Raw genomic sequence first — 15,482 nt, forward strand, 5'->3', positions numbered from 1 at the left:
GTGACCTTGTGTCAAATAAACGTGCCGTTAACCTTGGAGAATCCTGGTTCTCTCGGGTTTTGACACCGATCTATCTGCCGACGTTCATTGCGGCCTTTGTTGTCGTGATTGCGGGATACCTTGCCGATAACCAGAACCTGGTCATCTCCGAAGCACGCGAGCGCGCGCTGGTCGCGGACGAGCTCAATCCGATACGGTCGAGGCTCGAATCCAGCATCAACGGCAACATCCAGCTTGTCCGCGGTCTGATCGGCACGATCGCCACCGAACCCGGCATGCAGCAGCAGCGCTTCGGCGAGCTTGCCCGCGGCATCTTCACCGAACGGTCGCAGCTTCGCAACATTGCGGTCGCTCCGAATCTGGTCGTGTCGATGGTCTATCCGAGCGCCGGGAACGAAAAGGTCATCGGTCTCGACTACCGCAAGAACGAAAGGCAGCGCGCCGCGGTGATGCGCGTCAAAGAAACCGGCAAGATGGTGCTGGCCGGCCCGGTCGACCTCGTCCAGGGCGGCAAGGGCCTGATCGCCCGGTTTCCGGTGTCGACCGAGTTTGGCGGCGGCAGCAATCGCTTCTGGGGCGTTGTTTCGGCGGTGATCGATATCGATCGGCTTTACGGCGACAGCGGCCTCGTGTCTTCGACCCTCGGTATCGACATTGCGATAGCGGGCCGCGACGGCCTCGGACGCGAGGGAGCGGTCTTTTTCGGCGACCCCGCGATCTTCAGGCAAGCCCCGGTCGAGATGAGCGTGTCTCTCCCCGGAGGTTCATGGCGCATTGCTGCGATCCCTAAAGGCGGCTGGCCCGCGACGCCTGCCAACGCCTGACAGATCCGTCTCCTGATCGTAATCGGCGGCTTGATGATCGTCGTCCCCATGCTCTTCACGGGCCGTCTCATGGCCGAGCGCCAGAGGAACATTTGCGCTCTGAATCAAAGCAAGGATCAGCTTCAGGAACTTTCCCATCGACTGAAGATCGCGCTCGACACTTCCGAGATCGGCATCTGGGAACTCGATATCGAGAGCGGAAAGTTGCAGTGGGATGGCCGGATGAAGGAGCTCTACGGCATCGGGAATTCGATGCGCGAAATTTACGACGACTGGAAGAATACGCTGCACCCGGACGACATGGAACGCGCCGAGGAGGAATTTGCCGAAGCGCGTGCGAGCGGCGGCGCCTACAACTCGGAGTTCCGCATTCGTCTGGCCAACGGCGAGGTCCGCCATATCCGGGCGATCGGCTCCACCCACGCCGGCGCAGACGGGTGCAGGAAGATCGTCGGCGTCAACTGGGACGTGACGGCCGATTTCGAAACGAGGGCCACGCTTTCCGAAGCCAAGCGGCTTGCCGAGGCACATAGCACGGAACTGGAAGCCGCGCGCCATCGCATGGAATTCAACGCGCTGCACGACCCGCTCACCGGTCTGCCGAACCGCCGCTTCCTCGATCAGATCCTCGCCGACCGCAGCCAGCATTTCGATGACCGAACGAAGCTCAGCATCTTTCATATGGATCTCGATCGCTTCAAGCAGATCAACGACACGCTCGGCCACGCGGCCGGCGACGAAATCCTGAGGCATGCGGCTGACCTCTTGCGGCAGAATGCGCGCGAGGGTGACTTCGTCGCCCGCATCGGCGGCGACGAATTCGTGATCATCCGCCAGAGCCACGGCCAGGACGAGGACGCCGCGCTTGCTTCACGTGTCATTGAAGCGATGAGCGTGCCGGTCCGCTACAAGGATCAGGAATGCCGCATCGGCGTCAGCATCGGCATCGCCGCCCAGTCTGTGGCAGGAGACGAACTCTCCCAGATTCTTGTCAATGCCGACATCGCGCTTTATGAGGCCAAGCGCCGCGGGCGCAACAGGCACGAAACCTTCACCGGCGCACTGAAGACTGCGGTATTCCAGACCAAGCAGACCGCCGACGAAATTCTTCGCGGTCTCGAGCGGAATGAATTCATCGCGTATTTCCAGCCGCAATTCTGCCCGATCTCCCTCGACGTCATCGGCGTCGAAGCGCTGGCGCGGTGGGATCACCCGACGAAAGGGCTGCTCAGTCCGCACGCCTTTCTCAAGACCGCAGAAGATATCAACGTCGTCGCATCGATCGACCAGAAGATCCTGGAACAGGCGCTGTTCCAGATCTGGAGGTGGGAAGCAAACGGCATCCGCGTCCCGAAGGTCTCGGTCAACCTCTCCTATCCGCGACTGCGCGACGACGGCCTGATCGAGCGCCTCAAGCAGATGCGGATACCGGAAGGGCGACTTTCCTTCGAACTGCTCGAATCGATTTCCTTCGACGAAAACGACGTGGCAGTGCTTTCCAACATCGAGCGCATCAAGGAACTGGGAATAGACATCGAGATCGACGATTTCGGAACCGGCTACGCCTCCATCCTCAGCCTTACGAAACTGACGCCGCGCCGGCTGAAGATCGATCGCCAGCTGATCGTGCCGATCCTGACCTCGCCGGCGCAGCGACGGCTCGTCGAATCGATCATCGACATCGGCACATCGCTCGGCATCGAGGTGATCGCCGAGGGCGTCGAGACGCTGGAGCATGCCCGCATCCTCAAGGAGTTGGGCTGCCACGGACTGCAAGGCTACGCCTTCGCGCGGCCGATGAATGCCAACGATCTCGCCGCCTTCGTTTTCGAACGCCGTTGGCACGCCGCTTAAGCGCTGAAACCGCCACCGGATCAGCGCGTTTTTCTTTCCGCAAGGCTTGGCAGTCGACCGGAAAAAAGTCATAAAAACACATGCCTTTGCCGCTTCGCGGCGGATCCGGCATCGTTTGCGGTGGTCGCTTCAAGCGAACCCCTGCCGGGACCCCAGGGTCCCCCTCTCCAACATACCCAAAAAGGGGAACGGAACGATAGAATACGCGGGGAAATTGCTGCCTGTTTTCATTCTCGCTCCTTTTGCGGGAAGCCTCATCGTAATCTTCTTTCCGTCCGATCAACGCGGTGCCACGGCCTGGTTCGCAGGTGCGATCGCCCTTGTCTGCTTTCTGGTGACCGCGGGACTCTACCCCTTCGTCGCTTCCGGCGGGGTACTGCGTTATCAGCTCGACTGGATCCCCGAGCTCGGGCTCAACTTCACGCTGCGGATGGACGGCTTCGCCTGGCTGTTTTCGGCGCTGATCACGGCGATCAGCGTTCTCGTCGTCCTTTATGCCCGCTATTACATGGCTGCCGACGACCCTGTGCCGCGCTTCTTCGCGCTGTTCCTTGCCTTCATGGCATCGATGCTCGGCGTCGTGCTTTCCGGCAACCTTATCCTGCTTGCGGTTTTCTGGGAGCTGACGAGCATCGTCTCCTTCCTGTTGATCGGCTACTGGCATCACAATGCGCACGCCCGCGACGGCGCGCGCATAGCGCTGACGATGACCGGCATGGGCGGGCTTTGCATGCTGGTCGGATTGCTGATCATCGGCCGGATCGTCGGGAGTTACGATCTCGACGTTGTGCTCGCCTCCGGCGACGCGATCCGCAACCACCCGCTTTACCTGACGGTCCTCATCCTTCTGCTGCTCGGCGCACTCACGAAGAGCGCGCAGTTCCCCTTTCATTTCTGGCTGCCGCACGCGATGGCGGCGCCGACGCCGGTCTCGGCCTATCTGCATTCGGCGACCATGGTGAAGGCCGGCGTCTTTCTGCTCGCGCGGCTCTGGCCGGTGATGGCCGGCACCGAGGCCTGGTTCTGGATCGTTGGCCTCGCAGGGCTCACGACCCTTTTGCTCGGCGCCTATTTCGCGATCTTCCAGCAGGATCTGAAGGGGCTTCTCGCCTATTCGACGATAAGTCATCTGGGGCTCATCACCGTGCTCCTGAGCCTCGGCAGCCCGCTCGCAGCCGTGGCCGCGGTGTTTCACATCGTCAACCACGCCACCTTCAAGGCCTCGCTGTTCATGGCGGCCGGCATCATCGACCACGAATCCGGCACGCGCGACATGCGAAGGCTGAGCGGTCTCTTCCACTACATGCCGATCACCGCCACGCTTGCCATGGTGGCAAGCGCGGCAATGGCCGGCGTGCCGCTGCTCAATGGCTTCCTTTCCAAGGAGATGTTCTTCGCCGAGGCGATCGAGACTCATCTTGTCAATGCGCTCGACACGATGACGCCTTATGTCGCGACGATCGCGAGCATGTTTGCCGTCACCTATTCCCTGCGCTTCATTCACGGCGTCTTCTATGGTCCCCTGCCGAAGGAACTGCCCAAGAAGCCTCACGAGCCGCCACGCTGGATGCGAGCGCCGGTGGAGTTCCTGGTGCTTGCCTGTCTCGTCGTCGGCATCATTCCTGCGCAGACCATCGGACCGTTCCTGCATACGGCCGTCGTTTCGATCCTCGGCGAGCGCACGCCGCAATACAGCCTCGCCGTCTGGCACGGCTGGAACATCCCGCTGATCATGAGCTTCGTGGCGCTGTCGGGCGGGGTCGGCCTCTATTTCCTGATGCGCTCCTATCTTGCGACCAGTGTCGAAGGGCCGCCGGTCTTCCGCCTGCTCCAGGGCCAGCGCATCTTCGAACGCGTGCTGGTGACGCTTTCATGGAAGTGGGCCCGCTCGCTGGAGCAGAGCCTCGGCACGCGCCGCCTGCAGCCGCAGATGTGCTTCGTCGTTCTGCTTGCGCTCGCGGCAGGAGCATTGCCGCTCTTGCTTGGCGGCTTCAAGCTTCCACCCCTCGTCATACGCGGCATCGATCCGGCCTTCGCCCTGCTCTGGGTGATCGGCATCGCCTGTGCCGTCGGTTCGGCCTACCAGGCGAAGTTTCATCGGTTGGCAGCCCTCGTGCTGCTCGGCGGCGCGGGGCTCGTCACCTGCATCACCTTCGTCTGGCTTTCCGCACCCGACCTTGCGGTAACCCAGCTTCTCGTCGAAATCGTCACGACCGTCCTTATCTTGCTCGGATTGCGCTGGCTGCCGAAGCGCATCGAGCAGGCCGAGGATGTTGAAGATCTTCCGCTCCGCATCCGCCTCAGGCGTCTCCGCGACTTCCTGCTCGCGATCCTGGCCGGCGGGGGGACAATGCTCATCTCCTATGCGGTCATGACGCGACCCCTGCCCGATACCATCGCCAGTTATTTCCTTGAACGGGCCTACACGGAAGGCGGCGGCACCAACGTCGTCAACGTCATCCTCGTCGACTTCCGCGGCTTCGACACGCTTGGCGAGATCGCCGTGCTCTGCATCGTCGCCTTGACGGTCTTTGCGCTTCTCTTGCGTTTCCGTCCGCAGGCCGACAGTCTGGAGACCCCGGAACAACAGCGGGTGCAGAACGCCTTCGACGACGATCACCCGGATCGGGCAGCCGGCGACAGCGTCGCCGAGTACCTCTTCGTGCCCTCCGTCATCATGCGCTGGATGTTCCCGATCACCGGGCTGCTGGCCGCCTATCTCTTCCTGCGCGGACACGACCTGCCGGGCGGCGGCTTTGCGGCCGGCATCGCCATGTCGATCGGCTTCATCCTGCAATATATGTCGGGCGGCACGCGTTGGGTCGAGGAGCGGTTGCGCATCCACCCGCTGCGCTGGATGAGCATCGGCCTTCTGGTCGCAACGGCGACCGGTGCGGGATCGTGGCTCTTCGGCTATCCGTTCCTCACCTCGCATGCGCAATATGCGATCTTGCCGATCGTCGGCAAATTTCCGCTGGCGAGCGCCATCCTCTTCGATCTAGGCGTCTTTTCGCTGGTCCTCGGCGCCACGGTGCTGATCCTCATTGCTCTGGCCCACCAGTCTGTCCGCGCACCGCGCGCCCATGCGCGGGCAGCGCGCGCCGAAAAGGAGGGGGTTCGGTAATGGAACTCATTGTCTCGGTGGGGATCGGTGCGCTGACCGCGTCAGGTGTTTATCTGTTGCTGAGGCCGCGTACCTACCAGGTGATCATCGGTCTCTCGCTGCTCTCCTATGCCGTCAATCTGTTCATCTTCGGCATGGGGCGGCTGCGCGTGAACGCGCCGCCGGTGCTCGACCCGGGCGGCGTCGGCGATCTTGCGCAGTATACGGATCCCGTAACGCAGGCGCTGGTGCTGACCGCGATCGTCATCGGCTTTGCGATGACCGCGCTGTTCCTCGTCGTGCTGCTCGCCTCGCGCGGCTTCACCGGTACCGACCATGTTGACGGACGGGAGCAGCGCCATGATTGATTGGCTGCATCACCTTCTCATCATCCCGATCCTGCTGCCGCTCGCCGTCGGCGCGGCGCTGATCCCGGTCGACGAGCGCAATCGGATGCTGAAGGGGCTGTTCGGCTTCGGCTCGACGCTCATCGTCTTCGTTGTCGCCATGATCCTCATGCGCATTGCCGCGAACGCCGGCAACCTGCCGGAGACTGGCATCTATCAGCTTGGCAACTGGCCGGCGCCCTTCGGCATCGTTCTCGTGCTCGACCGGTTGTCCGCGATGATGCTCTGCCTGACGGCAGGTCTGGCGCTTGCCGCCCAGGTGTATTCCATGGCGCGCTGGCACACGGCCGGCCACCATTTCCATTCGCTGTTCCAGCTTCTGATCGCAGGTCTCAACGGAGCGTTTCTGACAGGCGATATCTTCAATCTGTTCGTTTTCTTCGAAATGATGCTGGCGGCATCCTATGGCCTGCTGCTGCACGGCTCCGGACCGATGCGCGTCAAGGCCGGTTTGCACTATATCGCGATCAATCTTGCCGCCTCGTCGCTGTTCCTTATCGGCGTCAGCCTGATCTACGGCGTCACCGGAACGCTCAACATGGCCGACCTTGCCACCAAGCTCGCAACGCTTGCGCCTCAGAACCGGCAGCTCGTCGAAACCGGCGCCGCGATCCTCGGCATCGCTTTCCTCGTCAAGGCCGGCATGTGGCCGCTGAGCTTCTGGCTGCCGCCGGCCTACGCGGCCGCGACGCCGCCGGTCGCTGCGGTCTTTGCCGTTCTGACCAAGGTCGGCATCTACGTCATCGTCCGCCTGCATTTCCTCGTTTTCGGTGCAACCGCCGGGGCGTCGGCAGGTTTCGGCCAGGAGTGGCTCGTTGCCGGCGGCATGCTGACGATCGCCTTCGGCGCGATCGGCGTGCTCGCCTCGCAGGCGATGGGCAGGCTCGCCGGCTATTCGGTTCTCGTCTCCTCCGGAACGCTGCTTGCGGCGATCGGCCTCGGCCATGCGGGCATGCTCGCCGGCGCCCTCTTCTATCTCGTCAGCTCGACACTCACGATCTCCGCCTTCTTCCTGCTCATCGAACTCGTCGAGCGCGGCCGCGACGCCGGCGCCGACGTTCTGGCCGTGACGATGGAAGCCTACGGCGATTTCGATGAGGACGAAGAAGAGGAGGAAGTTGGTGTTGCGATACCGGGGACGATGGCCGTTCTCGGCCTGTGCTTCTGCCTCTGTGCCGTGCTTCTCTCCGGCCTGCCGCCCTTGTCCGGCTTCGTCGCCAAGTTCGCGATCCTGCGCGGGCTCTTCGACATGCCGGGCACCGATCTCACTACCGCGATGTCTGCCGCCGATTGGACCTATGTCATGCTTCTCATCCTGTCGGGGCTCGCCGCCATGATTGCGATGAACCGCATCGGCATCCGCACCTTCTGGGCCTCGATCGAGGGCACTGTGCCGCGGGTCTTCGTCATCGAGATCACGCCCGTTCTCGTTCTGCTTGCAGCCTGTATCTTCCTGAGTCTGCAGGCCGGCCCCGCCATGCGTTACATGCAGGCAACCGCCGACGACCTGCTCAACCCGTTGTTCCAGAGCGAGCGTGTTCTTTCCGCACCAAGGGCAGGAGGGCAATAGCAATGCGCACCTGGTTCCCCTATCCGCTGCTGTCGACCGCGCTGCTCGTGATGTGGTTGCTTTTGAACCAGTCGCTGGCGCCGGGCTCGATCCTCATCGGCCTCGTTCTCGGCATGGTGCTCGGCTGGGTGACGCTCAAACTGCATCCGGCAAGATCCCATCTTCACCGCGTCGGTCGCGCGGCCGGCTTCGCTCTTGAGGTCCTCGCCGACATCGTCCGCTCGAACATCGCCGTGGCGTCGATCATCCTGCGCGCTGGCCGCGTCCCCGCGAATGCCGGCTTCCTGACCGTCGACCTCGACCTCGAAGACGAGAACGCCCTTGCGCTGCTGGCCTGCATCATGACGGCGACCCCGGGAACGGCGTGGCTCGAATACGACCGCCGCCAGAAGACCCTGCTTTTCCATGTGCTGGACTTGCAGAGCGACGAGGTGTGGCGCGGCACGGTCAAGCGTTACGAAGCGGCGTTGAAGGAGATATTCCATGACTGAGCTCGCGATCACCTGGTCGGTGCTCCTCTCCCAGGTCATGCTCGGGCTGGCGATGGCCTGTGCGCTCTATCGTATCGCCAGGGGGCCACGCGCGCAGGACAGGATCCTCGCGCTCGATACGCTCTATATCAACGCGATGCTGATGCTGCTCTCCTTCGGCATCCGCAGTGCGAACACGATCTATTTCGAGACCGCCCTGATCATAGCGCTGATCGGCTTCGTCTCGTCGATCGCCTTCGCGAAATTCCTGATGCGCGGCGAGGTAATCGAATGAGCCATCTGACCGGCCTGCCGACCTGGGCCGCCTTCGGCGTCTGCACATTGCTGCTTTTCGGCGCGGCGACCACGCTGATCGGTTCGCTCGGTCTGCTGCGTCTTTCCAATTTCTACGAGCGACTGCACGCGCCGACAATTGCGACGAGCGGCGGCACGATCCTGATCTGCGTGGCGTCGATGCTCTGTTTCGCCGTGCTGCAAAGCCGCTGGATCTTCCACGAGCTGCTGATCATCTTCTTCGTCACCGTGACGACGCCGGTGACGCTGGCACTGCTCGGCCAGGCGGCGCTCTACCGCGACCGCTTTGAAGAACGAAACGGCGTGCCGCGCAAGCCCAACCCGGACAGCGAGAAAGGTACCGACTGATCGATTCTAACAAGTTAGAGCAATTCCAGGAAAAGTGTGTAACGGTTTTCCGTCCGGAATTGCGTAATTTCAAAGAGTTAGACCATTTCATTGTTTCAAAGAAACAATGAAATGGTCTAGAGCGGGATGCGGGCGAAAAACCGCACACACTTTTCCTCGTCCCGCTCTATTCGCGGCCGCGAAAGCGGCGCTGGTAGGCGGGGTCGTAGAGCGAACTCTCGCGGAAGTCCGCGGCTTCGAGGCCGGGTCCGACGAAGATCAGCGCCGTGCGTTCGATCGGCTCGAGCGCGACCCTGGCGGCGATGTCGCCGAGCGTGCCGCGCAGGACCCGCTCGTCCGGCCAGGACGCCTTGACGACGATCGCAACCGGGCAGTCGGCGCCATAGAACGGCGTCAACTCCTCGACGACCCGATCGAGCGCATGGATCGCGAGATGGATCGCCAGCGTTGAGCCCGTGGCACCGAAAGCGGCAAGCGTCTCGCTGTTCGGCATCGGCGAGGCGCGGCCGGAAATGCGGGTGAGTACCAGGCTCTGCGCCACGGCCGGAATGGTCAGTTCTCGGCCGAGCGTCGCGGCGGCCGCGGCAAAAGCCGGCACGCCGGGCGTCATGGTATAGGCGATGCGATGCTTCTCAAGCCGGCGGATCTGTTCGGCGACCGCGCTCCAAACGGAAAGATCGCCCGAATGCAGCCGGGCCACGTCCTCGCCGGCCTCTGCGGCGCGAACATATTCGGCTTCGATCTCATCGAGCGACATTGGCGCCGTATCGACGATGCGGGCACCGGGCGGGCAATACTGCAGCAGCTCGGGCGACACGATCGAGCCGGCATAGAGGCAGACCCGGCAGCGTCCGATCAGATCTCTCCCCCTGACCGTGATCAGGTCTGCCGCACCCGGGCCCGCGCCGATGAAATGAACCGTCATATCCTATCCTCTTACATTCGCTCGCCGGAACGCGGGCGGAAAGCCGCGCACAGTTTTCCTCATCCCGCCTTGACCCAGCACCATTGGGTGATCGGCATCGCCGGTCGCCAGCCGGTCATCGTTCCGACCGGCGAGGCCCGGGCGACGCCGATGCGGATCAGCGAGCCGCCAAGCCGCGCGTGCTGCGCGATCAGAACCGCCTCCATTTCCGTCGTTACCGCGTTCGCCACCAGCCGTCCGCCGGGGCGAAGCGCGGCGATCGCGGCATCCATCACGCCGGGCTCGCTGCCGCCGCCGCCGATGAAGATGACGTCCGGCGATGCAAGGCCCTGAAGCGCCCCCGGCGCTTCGCCCTCGACCACCGCCAGCCCGGGCACGCCGAAGCGCGTCGCATTGCGGCCGACGCGCGCGGCACGCTCGGGCGAGGCCTCGATGGCGATGGCGCGCATCGCCGGGTCAGCCAGCATCCATTCGATGGCGATCGAACCGGAACCGGCGCCGACATCCCACAGCAGCTCGCCCTTGCGCGGAGCCAGCGCCGAAAGCGTCAGCGCGCGCACTTCGCGCTTGGTAATCTGGCCGTCATGTTCGAACAGGGCATCGTCGAGACCGGCGGCGAGCGGCAACACGCGCGCGTTGGAATCGGCAACGACTTCAATGGCGCAGACGTTCAAGGAATGCGGGTCTTCGAGAGCGAAGCTCGATGCGATCTGTCGCGAGATACGTTCGCGCTCGCCACCCAGTGCCTCCAGAACGGTAAGCCGGGATTGACCGAAGCCGCTGTCGCAAAGGAGCGCGGCAAGCGCCTTCGGACCACCGCCGTCCGAGGTCAGCGCCAAGACACGAGCGCCCGGCTGCAGATGCGGCCGGATCAAATCGAGCGGGCGCCCATGCAGTGAAACCGTCGCCACGTCCTGCAATGCCCAGCCGAGCCTCGACGCCGCAAGGCTGAAGGACGATGGTGCAGGAATAGTGCGCATTTCCGCTGCATCGATCCGGCGTGCAAGCGTGGCGCCGACGCCAAAGAGGAACGGGTCGCCGGAGGCAAGCACGACAAGGGGGCTGCCCCGCCTTGCAACGATCGCCTCGACGGATTTTTCGAAGGGGCTCTGCCAGGCCTGGCGCTCGCCCGTTATCAAGGAGGCCACAAGCTCGAGATGCCGGGCTCCGCCGAAGACCACCGGCGCGGTCGCAATCAGCCGCTTGGCCTCGTCGCCGAGACCCGCTACACCATCCTCACCGATACCGATGATCACCAACCAGGGGGCGACGATGGCCGAAGCGCTGTTCGACATGTCAGCCATGGACAGACCTCGCATTCTGATCCTCGGCGGCACGACGGAGGCGCGGCAGCTCGCCGAGCGTCTTGCGGCCGATTCTCGCTACGATGCGGCCGTCTCGCTCGCAGGCCGTACCGCCGACCCGCGGCCGCAACCACTGCCGACCCGTCTTGGCGGTTTCGGCGGCGCAGAAGGGCTTGCCGCCTTCCTCAAGGCGGAGAATGTCGCGCTGCTGATCGATGCGACGCATCCCTTCGCCGCCCGCATTTCTCAAAATGCCGCTGCGGCGGCGGAAGCAACCGGAACGCCGATTTTTGCGCTCCGCCGCCCCGCCTGGGAACTTGAACGCGGAGACCGCTGGACGCGCGTCGAGAGCGTGGCCGAGGCCGTGTCCGCACTCGGTGGAGCGCCGCGCCGCGTTTTCCTGGCAATCGGCCGGCAGGAGGCGTTCCACTTCGAGAAGGCCCCGCAACATAAATATATCGTTCGCAGCGTCGACCCGGTGACTCCGCCGCTCGCCCTGCCCGACGTCACAGCAATTCTCGCCAGCGGTCCTTTCGCGGAAGCGGACGAGATCGACCTGTTCGAGGAACACGATATCGAGATCGTCGTCGCCAAGAACAGTGGCGGCACCGCGACCTATGGCAAGATCGCCGCGGCGCGCAAGCTCGGGATCGAGGTGATCATGGTCGAGCGCCACAAGCCCGCCGACGTATCGTCGGTCGGCAATTGCGATGAGGCGCTCGAACGCATCCATCAGAGGCTTTCCCCGGTAAAGGACCGCGGCGTGTAGACCAGATCGGGCTTGCCGTCGCGTGGAACGATGCGCGTTTCCGCAGAGCCGATGATCACGCAGGTGGCCATGTCGGCGCGGCTGGCATCGGCCTCGCCGAGCGGCATCACTGTGATGTGCTCATCCGGCCGGCCGGCCGCGCGGCCGAAGATGACCGGGACGTGCGGCGGCAGAACCTGCCGCAGGATGGCGAAAGCCTCTCCGAGCTGCCATGGTCTCGCCTTGCTGATCGGATTGTAGAGCGCGATCACCAAGCCGGCCTCGGCGGCAAGCCGCAGCCTTTTCGTGATCACCTCCCAGGGCTTCAGATTATCAGATAGCGACATGGCGCAAAAATCATGGCCAAGCGGCGCACCGATGCGCGCGGCGACTGCAAGCATCGCGGTCACGCCGGGCGTGATCACCAGATCGACCTTGCGCCACTCGTCTGGCCCCTTGTCGATCGCCTCGCAGACGGCGGCCGCCATGGCGAAGATGCCCGGATCGCCACCCGAAACGACGCAGACGTCCGCCCCCGCCGCGGCGCGGGCAAGCGCCGCCTGGGCCCGATCCAGCTCTTCGCGATTGTCGGAGGCGATGCGGTGCTGGTCGGCCCTAAGGTCGAGACGGTCGAGATAGGGACCATAGCCGAAGAACTCGGTCGCGGCGGAAATCGCCTCCCGGGTCTCGGGCGTCATCTGCGCCGGATTGCCAGGCCCCGTACCGACGATGAACAGCCTGCCGGTCATCGTCTGTTCTCCCGGGGACGGTCCGTCCATCCCGGTACGAGCACCAGCGAGAAATAGGGTGCCGCGTCGTCGGGCTTCTCGCCAAGTGGGATCATCGCGGAATTCTTCATCGTGCCGCGTTCGACATAAACGGCCGCGTCGAGCTTGCCGGCGGCAGCAAGCGCCCGGCGGATTTTCGGCAGGTTGCGGCCGACCTTCATGATCACTGCGGCCTCGGTATCCGCAAGGCGGCGTTGAAGCTCGCCCTCGCCCATCGTGCCGGGCAGAACGGAAAGGACATCATCGCCCTGAACGAGCGGCAGCCCTGCGAGCGACCAGCAGCCGGACATGGCGGTGATGCCCGGAATGACCTCGACCGGGAACCGGCCGGCGAGCCGCACATGCAGGTGCATGTAGGACCCGTAGAAGAGCGGGTCGCCTTCGCTGAGTACGGCGACGGTGCGCCCGGCGATAAGATGCGCCGCAACAGCCTCGGCGGAAGCATTGTAGAAATCGGTGATCTGGCTCTTGTAGGCGCAGTCGTCCTTGTCGATCTCGGTCGTCACCGGATAGTAGAGCGGCAGCTCGATGAGGCCAGGCTTCAGAAGGCCCTCGACCACCGCACGACCATTGCCGTTGCGTCCCGCCTTGGCGAAATAGGCGACGACATCCGCCTCGCCGAGCGCCCGCACCGCCTTCACCGTCAGAAGCTCGGGGTCGCCCGGTCCGGTGCCGACGCCAATCAATCTGCCCATCTCGACCGCGCTCACAGGCCCGGCCTCGCAAGAGAGTTGAGCGCCGCGGCCGTCATCGCGCTGCCGCCAAGACGGCCGCGCACGATCGCGAAGGGAACGCCGTAGGAATTTTCGGCGAGCGCGTCCTTCGATTCCGCCGCACCGACGAAGCCGACCGGCATGCCGAGGATCGCCGCCGGCTTCGGCGCGCCGTCGCGCAGCAGTTCAAGCAGGTAGAACAGCGCCGTCGGCGCATTGCCGATCGCAACGACGGAGCCGGCCATCCGTTCGCCCCAGAGTTTCAGCGCCGCCGCGGAGCGCGTGTTGCCGATCTCGGCCGCAAGCGTGACCGTGCGCGGATCTCGAAGCGTGCAGATGACGTCGTTGCCTGCCGGCAGCCGCGCTCGCGTCACGCCATGCGCCACCATTTCCGCATCGCAGAAGATCGGCGCGCCGCTCTTCAGCGCCGTGCGCGCCGCGGAAACGAAATCCGGCGAGAAGACAAATTGGCGCGCGGCCTCGACCGACCCGCAGGCATGCACCATGCGCACGGCGAGATCGGCCTCCTCCTCGGAAAAGCCGGAAAGATCGGCCTCCGCGCGGATGATCGCAAAGGAACGCTCATAGATGGCGTTGCCATCGCGGATATAATCGTAGTCCGGCATTTCTATCCCTGTTCAAACGCGGCGGCGATACGCGCGGCCCCGAGCCGTGTAAGACAGGACCGCGCCGATTCGCCAGCGTCTTTGTTTTTCCGCACCAGCGCACCGAGTTGCGCGAACGCGGACCTTATTCCATTCGCATCCGTGTAGGCGCTCGGCGCGACGGAAGCAGTACCATTTACGACAAGCGCATATCCTGATGGCGCACCGACAAGCGTCAGCTCCGCAGATGACGGTCGCGCGCATCCCTTGGAACAGCCGGAGAGATGCACGGTCACCGAACCGTCGAGCAACTCGGGTGCTGCGTCGACCACGACCCGTGCCACGGCTTTGGTTTCCATCATCGCGGACGCGCAGGCGCCCGAGCCGGCACAGGTGGCAACGTGATTGCGCGGATCATCCGGGGCAATGCGGAAGCCCAGCGAGAAGGCGAGGCGTTGCACTACCGCGGCGGCGGCACGATCGAGCCCGAGCACGAAAAGCCCATGTCCCGGTGCAAACCGGATCTCGGCCGCACCCAGTTCCTCGGCTTTGCACAGGAGGGCCGTCAGGCTGGCCGCATCGGCCTGGGCGAAGGCGAGGCCTACGCCAAGCACGGTGGTGCCATCGGCGAGCCTGTGTAGGCCGGCAACCGGCACCGCCGGTTCCGTCGCCAGGATCAGTCCCGCCGGCTGACGCGTTTCGCCTGCCAGTTCGTTTTTCACCGCCTCCGCATCGAGACCACGGCCACGCGCCGCATCACCCACGGCGGCGAGCCTGCGGAGAACGGCGAGGAGGCCGGGAACGGCCTCCTCGCCAGCGAACAGTGCGACCGGTCGCGCCATCCGCGCCGTTCCGCCAAGCGAAAGCAGCCAGGCCACGCCATCATCCGTTTCCACCGCCTTCAAACGAAGGTCGGCAACGATGTCGTCGAGATGACAGCGCCCGCCACCGTCGATGATGATCGAGAGCTTCGGCGCGAGTTTGAGAGCCGGATCGAGCGCGGAAACCGCCTCGCGCAGCGCCAGCGCCAACGGACGGGGATCGGCGATCTCATCCGTATCGACCCCGGCGAGCGGCGGCGTTTCGATCGCAACACCTTCGGCAACCGCAATGCCTGCTTCGCCGATTGCCGACGCCAATCCGGCAATGTTCGTGGCCGTCAGACCGCGGACCTGCAGATTGCCCCGCGCCGTCACTTCCAGGATGCCGTTGCCGAAGCGCTCGGCCGCGGCAGCAAGCGCCCGCAGTTCCGCTAGCGACAGGCTGCCGGTCGCGGGCCGCAGCCGGACCAGCAATCCGTCGCCGGTCTGCATCGGTTTCGCAAGCGACGGACAGGCGCCCCGCCGCATCGCGGCGTCGCGAGCGGCCCCCTCTGATCTGGGCGTGGCACAGCTTGTCATCGCTTTGGTCAATCCTCCCGGCAACAGGGCAATGGTCCCTGCCGCTTCGATGGACGCTATATCACAGGCGCGCGCTTTGAGAGAAATCAAAGGGCAAGCGATATTGCA

At 64.2% G+C, this 15,482-nt stretch carries 13 protein-coding genes and 1 pseudogene; 8 read left to right on the top strand and 6 right to left on the bottom strand.

The genetic code is table 11. From position 1 onward, the window contains the following. Nucleotides 1–8: 8 nt before the first annotated feature. The 7 genes and pseudogenes from RB548_RS16305 to mnhG all read left to right on the top strand — a co-directional run bounded on the left by RB548_RS16305 (nt 9) and on the right by mnhG (nt 8,891). Nucleotides 9–2,678, top strand: a pseudogene (locus RB548_RS16305) (bifunctional diguanylate cyclase/phosphodiesterase). Between the two features lie 196 nt (nt 2,679–2,874). Next, the gene (locus RB548_RS16310; RefSeq protein ID WP_331374993.1) at nt 2,875–5,802 is read left to right on the top strand and encodes a monovalent cation/H+ antiporter subunit A; all 2,928 of its coding nucleotides are present in this window, start codon (nt 2,875–2,877) and stop codon (nt 5,800–5,802) included. Continuing rightward, nucleotides 5,802–6,149 (top strand): Na+/H+ antiporter subunit C, encoded by a 348-nt coding sequence (locus RB548_RS16315; RefSeq protein ID WP_331372291.1) that lies wholly within the window; start codon nt 5,802–5,804, stop codon nt 6,147–6,149. The genes RB548_RS16310 and RB548_RS16315 overlap by 1 nt, the downstream gene beginning before the upstream one ends. After that, entirely contained in the window at nt 6,142–7,758 is a 1,617-nt protein-coding gene (locus RB548_RS16320; RefSeq protein ID WP_331372292.1) for a monovalent cation/H+ antiporter subunit D, read from the top strand. The genes RB548_RS16315 and RB548_RS16320 overlap by 8 nt, the downstream gene beginning before the upstream one ends. 2 nt (nt 7,759–7,760) lie before the next feature. Next, nucleotides 7,761–8,249 (top strand): Na+/H+ antiporter subunit E, encoded by a 489-nt coding sequence (locus RB548_RS16325; protein ID WP_331372293.1) that lies wholly within the window; start codon nt 7,761–7,763, stop codon nt 8,247–8,249. Then, nucleotides 8,242–8,523, top strand: a complete 282-nt coding sequence (locus RB548_RS16330) for a K+/H+ antiporter subunit F (protein WP_153436990.1) — start codon at nt 8,242–8,244, stop codon at nt 8,521–8,523. The genes RB548_RS16325 and RB548_RS16330 overlap by 8 nt, the downstream gene beginning before the upstream one ends. After that, nucleotides 8,520–8,891 (top strand): monovalent cation/H(+) antiporter subunit G, encoded by a 372-nt coding sequence (gene mnhG / locus RB548_RS16335; RefSeq protein WP_331372294.1) that lies wholly within the window; start codon nt 8,520–8,522, stop codon nt 8,889–8,891. Before RB548_RS16330 ends, mnhG begins: the two co-directional genes overlap by 4 nt. A gap of 166 nt (nt 8,892–9,057) precedes the next feature. Here mnhG and cobM read toward each other — a convergent pair whose 3' ends face one another. Together cobM and cbiE are read right to left on the bottom strand one after the other, a co-directional pair. After that, a complete protein-coding gene (cobM, locus tag RB548_RS16340; protein WP_331372295.1) occupies nt 9,058–9,816 on the bottom strand; it encodes a precorrin-4 C(11)-methyltransferase in 759 nt (252 codons plus the stop codon). A gap of 59 nt (nt 9,817–9,875) precedes the next feature. Further along, the gene (gene cbiE, locus RB548_RS16345; protein ID WP_331374994.1) at nt 9,876–11,111 is read right to left on the bottom strand and encodes a precorrin-6y C5,15-methyltransferase (decarboxylating) subunit CbiE; all 1,236 of its coding nucleotides are present in this window, start codon (nt 11,109–11,111) and stop codon (nt 9,876–9,878) included. Here cbiE and RB548_RS16350 point away from each other — a divergent pair. Then, a complete protein-coding gene (locus tag RB548_RS16350) occupies nt 11,089–11,889 on the top strand; it encodes a cobalt-precorrin-6A reductase (protein WP_331372296.1) in 801 nt (266 codons plus the stop codon). The genes cbiE and RB548_RS16350 overlap by 23 nt on opposite strands. On the opposite strand, the gene RB548_RS16355 is transcribed toward RB548_RS16350, so the two are convergent. Genes RB548_RS16355 through cobG form a run of 4 tightly spaced genes read right to left on the bottom strand, consistent with a single transcriptional unit; the run spans nt 11,853 to nt 15,374 of the window. Continuing rightward, entirely contained in the window at nt 11,853–12,617 is a 765-nt protein-coding gene (locus RB548_RS16355; RefSeq protein WP_331372297.1) for a precorrin-3B C(17)-methyltransferase, read from the bottom strand. The genes RB548_RS16350 and RB548_RS16355 overlap by 37 nt on opposite strands. Then, complete coding sequence (locus RB548_RS16360; RefSeq protein WP_331372298.1) at nt 12,614–13,366, bottom strand: precorrin-2 C(20)-methyltransferase; 753 nt, start codon at nt 13,364–13,366, stop codon at nt 12,614–12,616. The genes RB548_RS16355 and RB548_RS16360 overlap by 4 nt, the downstream gene beginning before the upstream one ends. Then, nucleotides 13,363–13,995: a precorrin-8X methylmutase gene (locus tag RB548_RS16365; RefSeq protein ID WP_331372299.1), complete on the bottom strand. Its 633-nt coding sequence runs from the start codon at nt 13,993–13,995 to the stop codon at nt 13,363–13,365. The genes RB548_RS16360 and RB548_RS16365 overlap by 4 nt, the downstream gene beginning before the upstream one ends. A gap of 2 nt (nt 13,996–13,997) precedes the next feature. Further along, nucleotides 13,998–15,374 (bottom strand): precorrin-3B synthase, encoded by a 1,377-nt coding sequence (cobG, locus tag RB548_RS16370; protein ID WP_331372300.1) that lies wholly within the window; start codon nt 15,372–15,374, stop codon nt 13,998–14,000. Nucleotides 15,375–15,482: the final 108 nt, after the last annotated feature.

Source organism: Sinorhizobium chiapasense (genome assembly GCF_036488675.1).
Lineage (GTDB): Bacteria > Pseudomonadota > Alphaproteobacteria > Rhizobiales > Rhizobiaceae > Sinorhizobium > Sinorhizobium chiapasense.

Coding starts and splice junctions, on each gene's coding strand:
- RB548_RS16350 (WP_331372296.1), top strand. CDS start 11,089: ATGGCCGAAGCGCTGTTCGACATGTCAGCCATGGACAGACCTCGCATT.
- mnhG (WP_331372294.1), top strand. CDS start 8,520: ATGAGCCATCTGACCGGCCTGCCGACCTGGGCCGCCTTCGGCGTCTGC.
- RB548_RS16325 (WP_331372293.1), top strand. CDS start 7,761: ATGCGCACCTGGTTCCCCTATCCGCTGCTGTCGACCGCGCTGCTCGTG.
- cobM (WP_331372295.1), bottom strand. CDS start 9,816: ATGACGGTTCATTTCATCGGCGCGGGCCCGGGTGCGGCAGACCTGATC.
- cbiE (WP_331374994.1), bottom strand. CDS start 11,111: ATGTCGAACAGCGCTTCGGCCATCGTCGCCCCCTGGTTGGTGATCATC.
- RB548_RS16355 (WP_331372297.1), bottom strand. CDS start 12,617: ATGACCGGCAGGCTGTTCATCGTCGGTACGGGGCCTGGCAATCCGGCG.
- RB548_RS16330 (WP_153436990.1), top strand. CDS start 8,242: ATGACTGAGCTCGCGATCACCTGGTCGGTGCTCCTCTCCCAGGTCATG.
- RB548_RS16315 (WP_331372291.1), top strand. CDS start 5,802: ATGGAACTCATTGTCTCGGTGGGGATCGGTGCGCTGACCGCGTCAGGT.
- cobG (WP_331372300.1), bottom strand. CDS start 15,374: ATGACAAGCTGTGCCACGCCCAGATCAGAGGGGGCCGCTCGCGACGCC.
- RB548_RS16365 (WP_331372299.1), bottom strand. CDS start 13,995: ATGCCGGACTACGATTATATCCGCGATGGCAACGCCATCTATGAGCGT.
- RB548_RS16320 (WP_331372292.1), top strand. CDS start 6,142: ATGATTGATTGGCTGCATCACCTTCTCATCATCCCGATCCTGCTGCCG.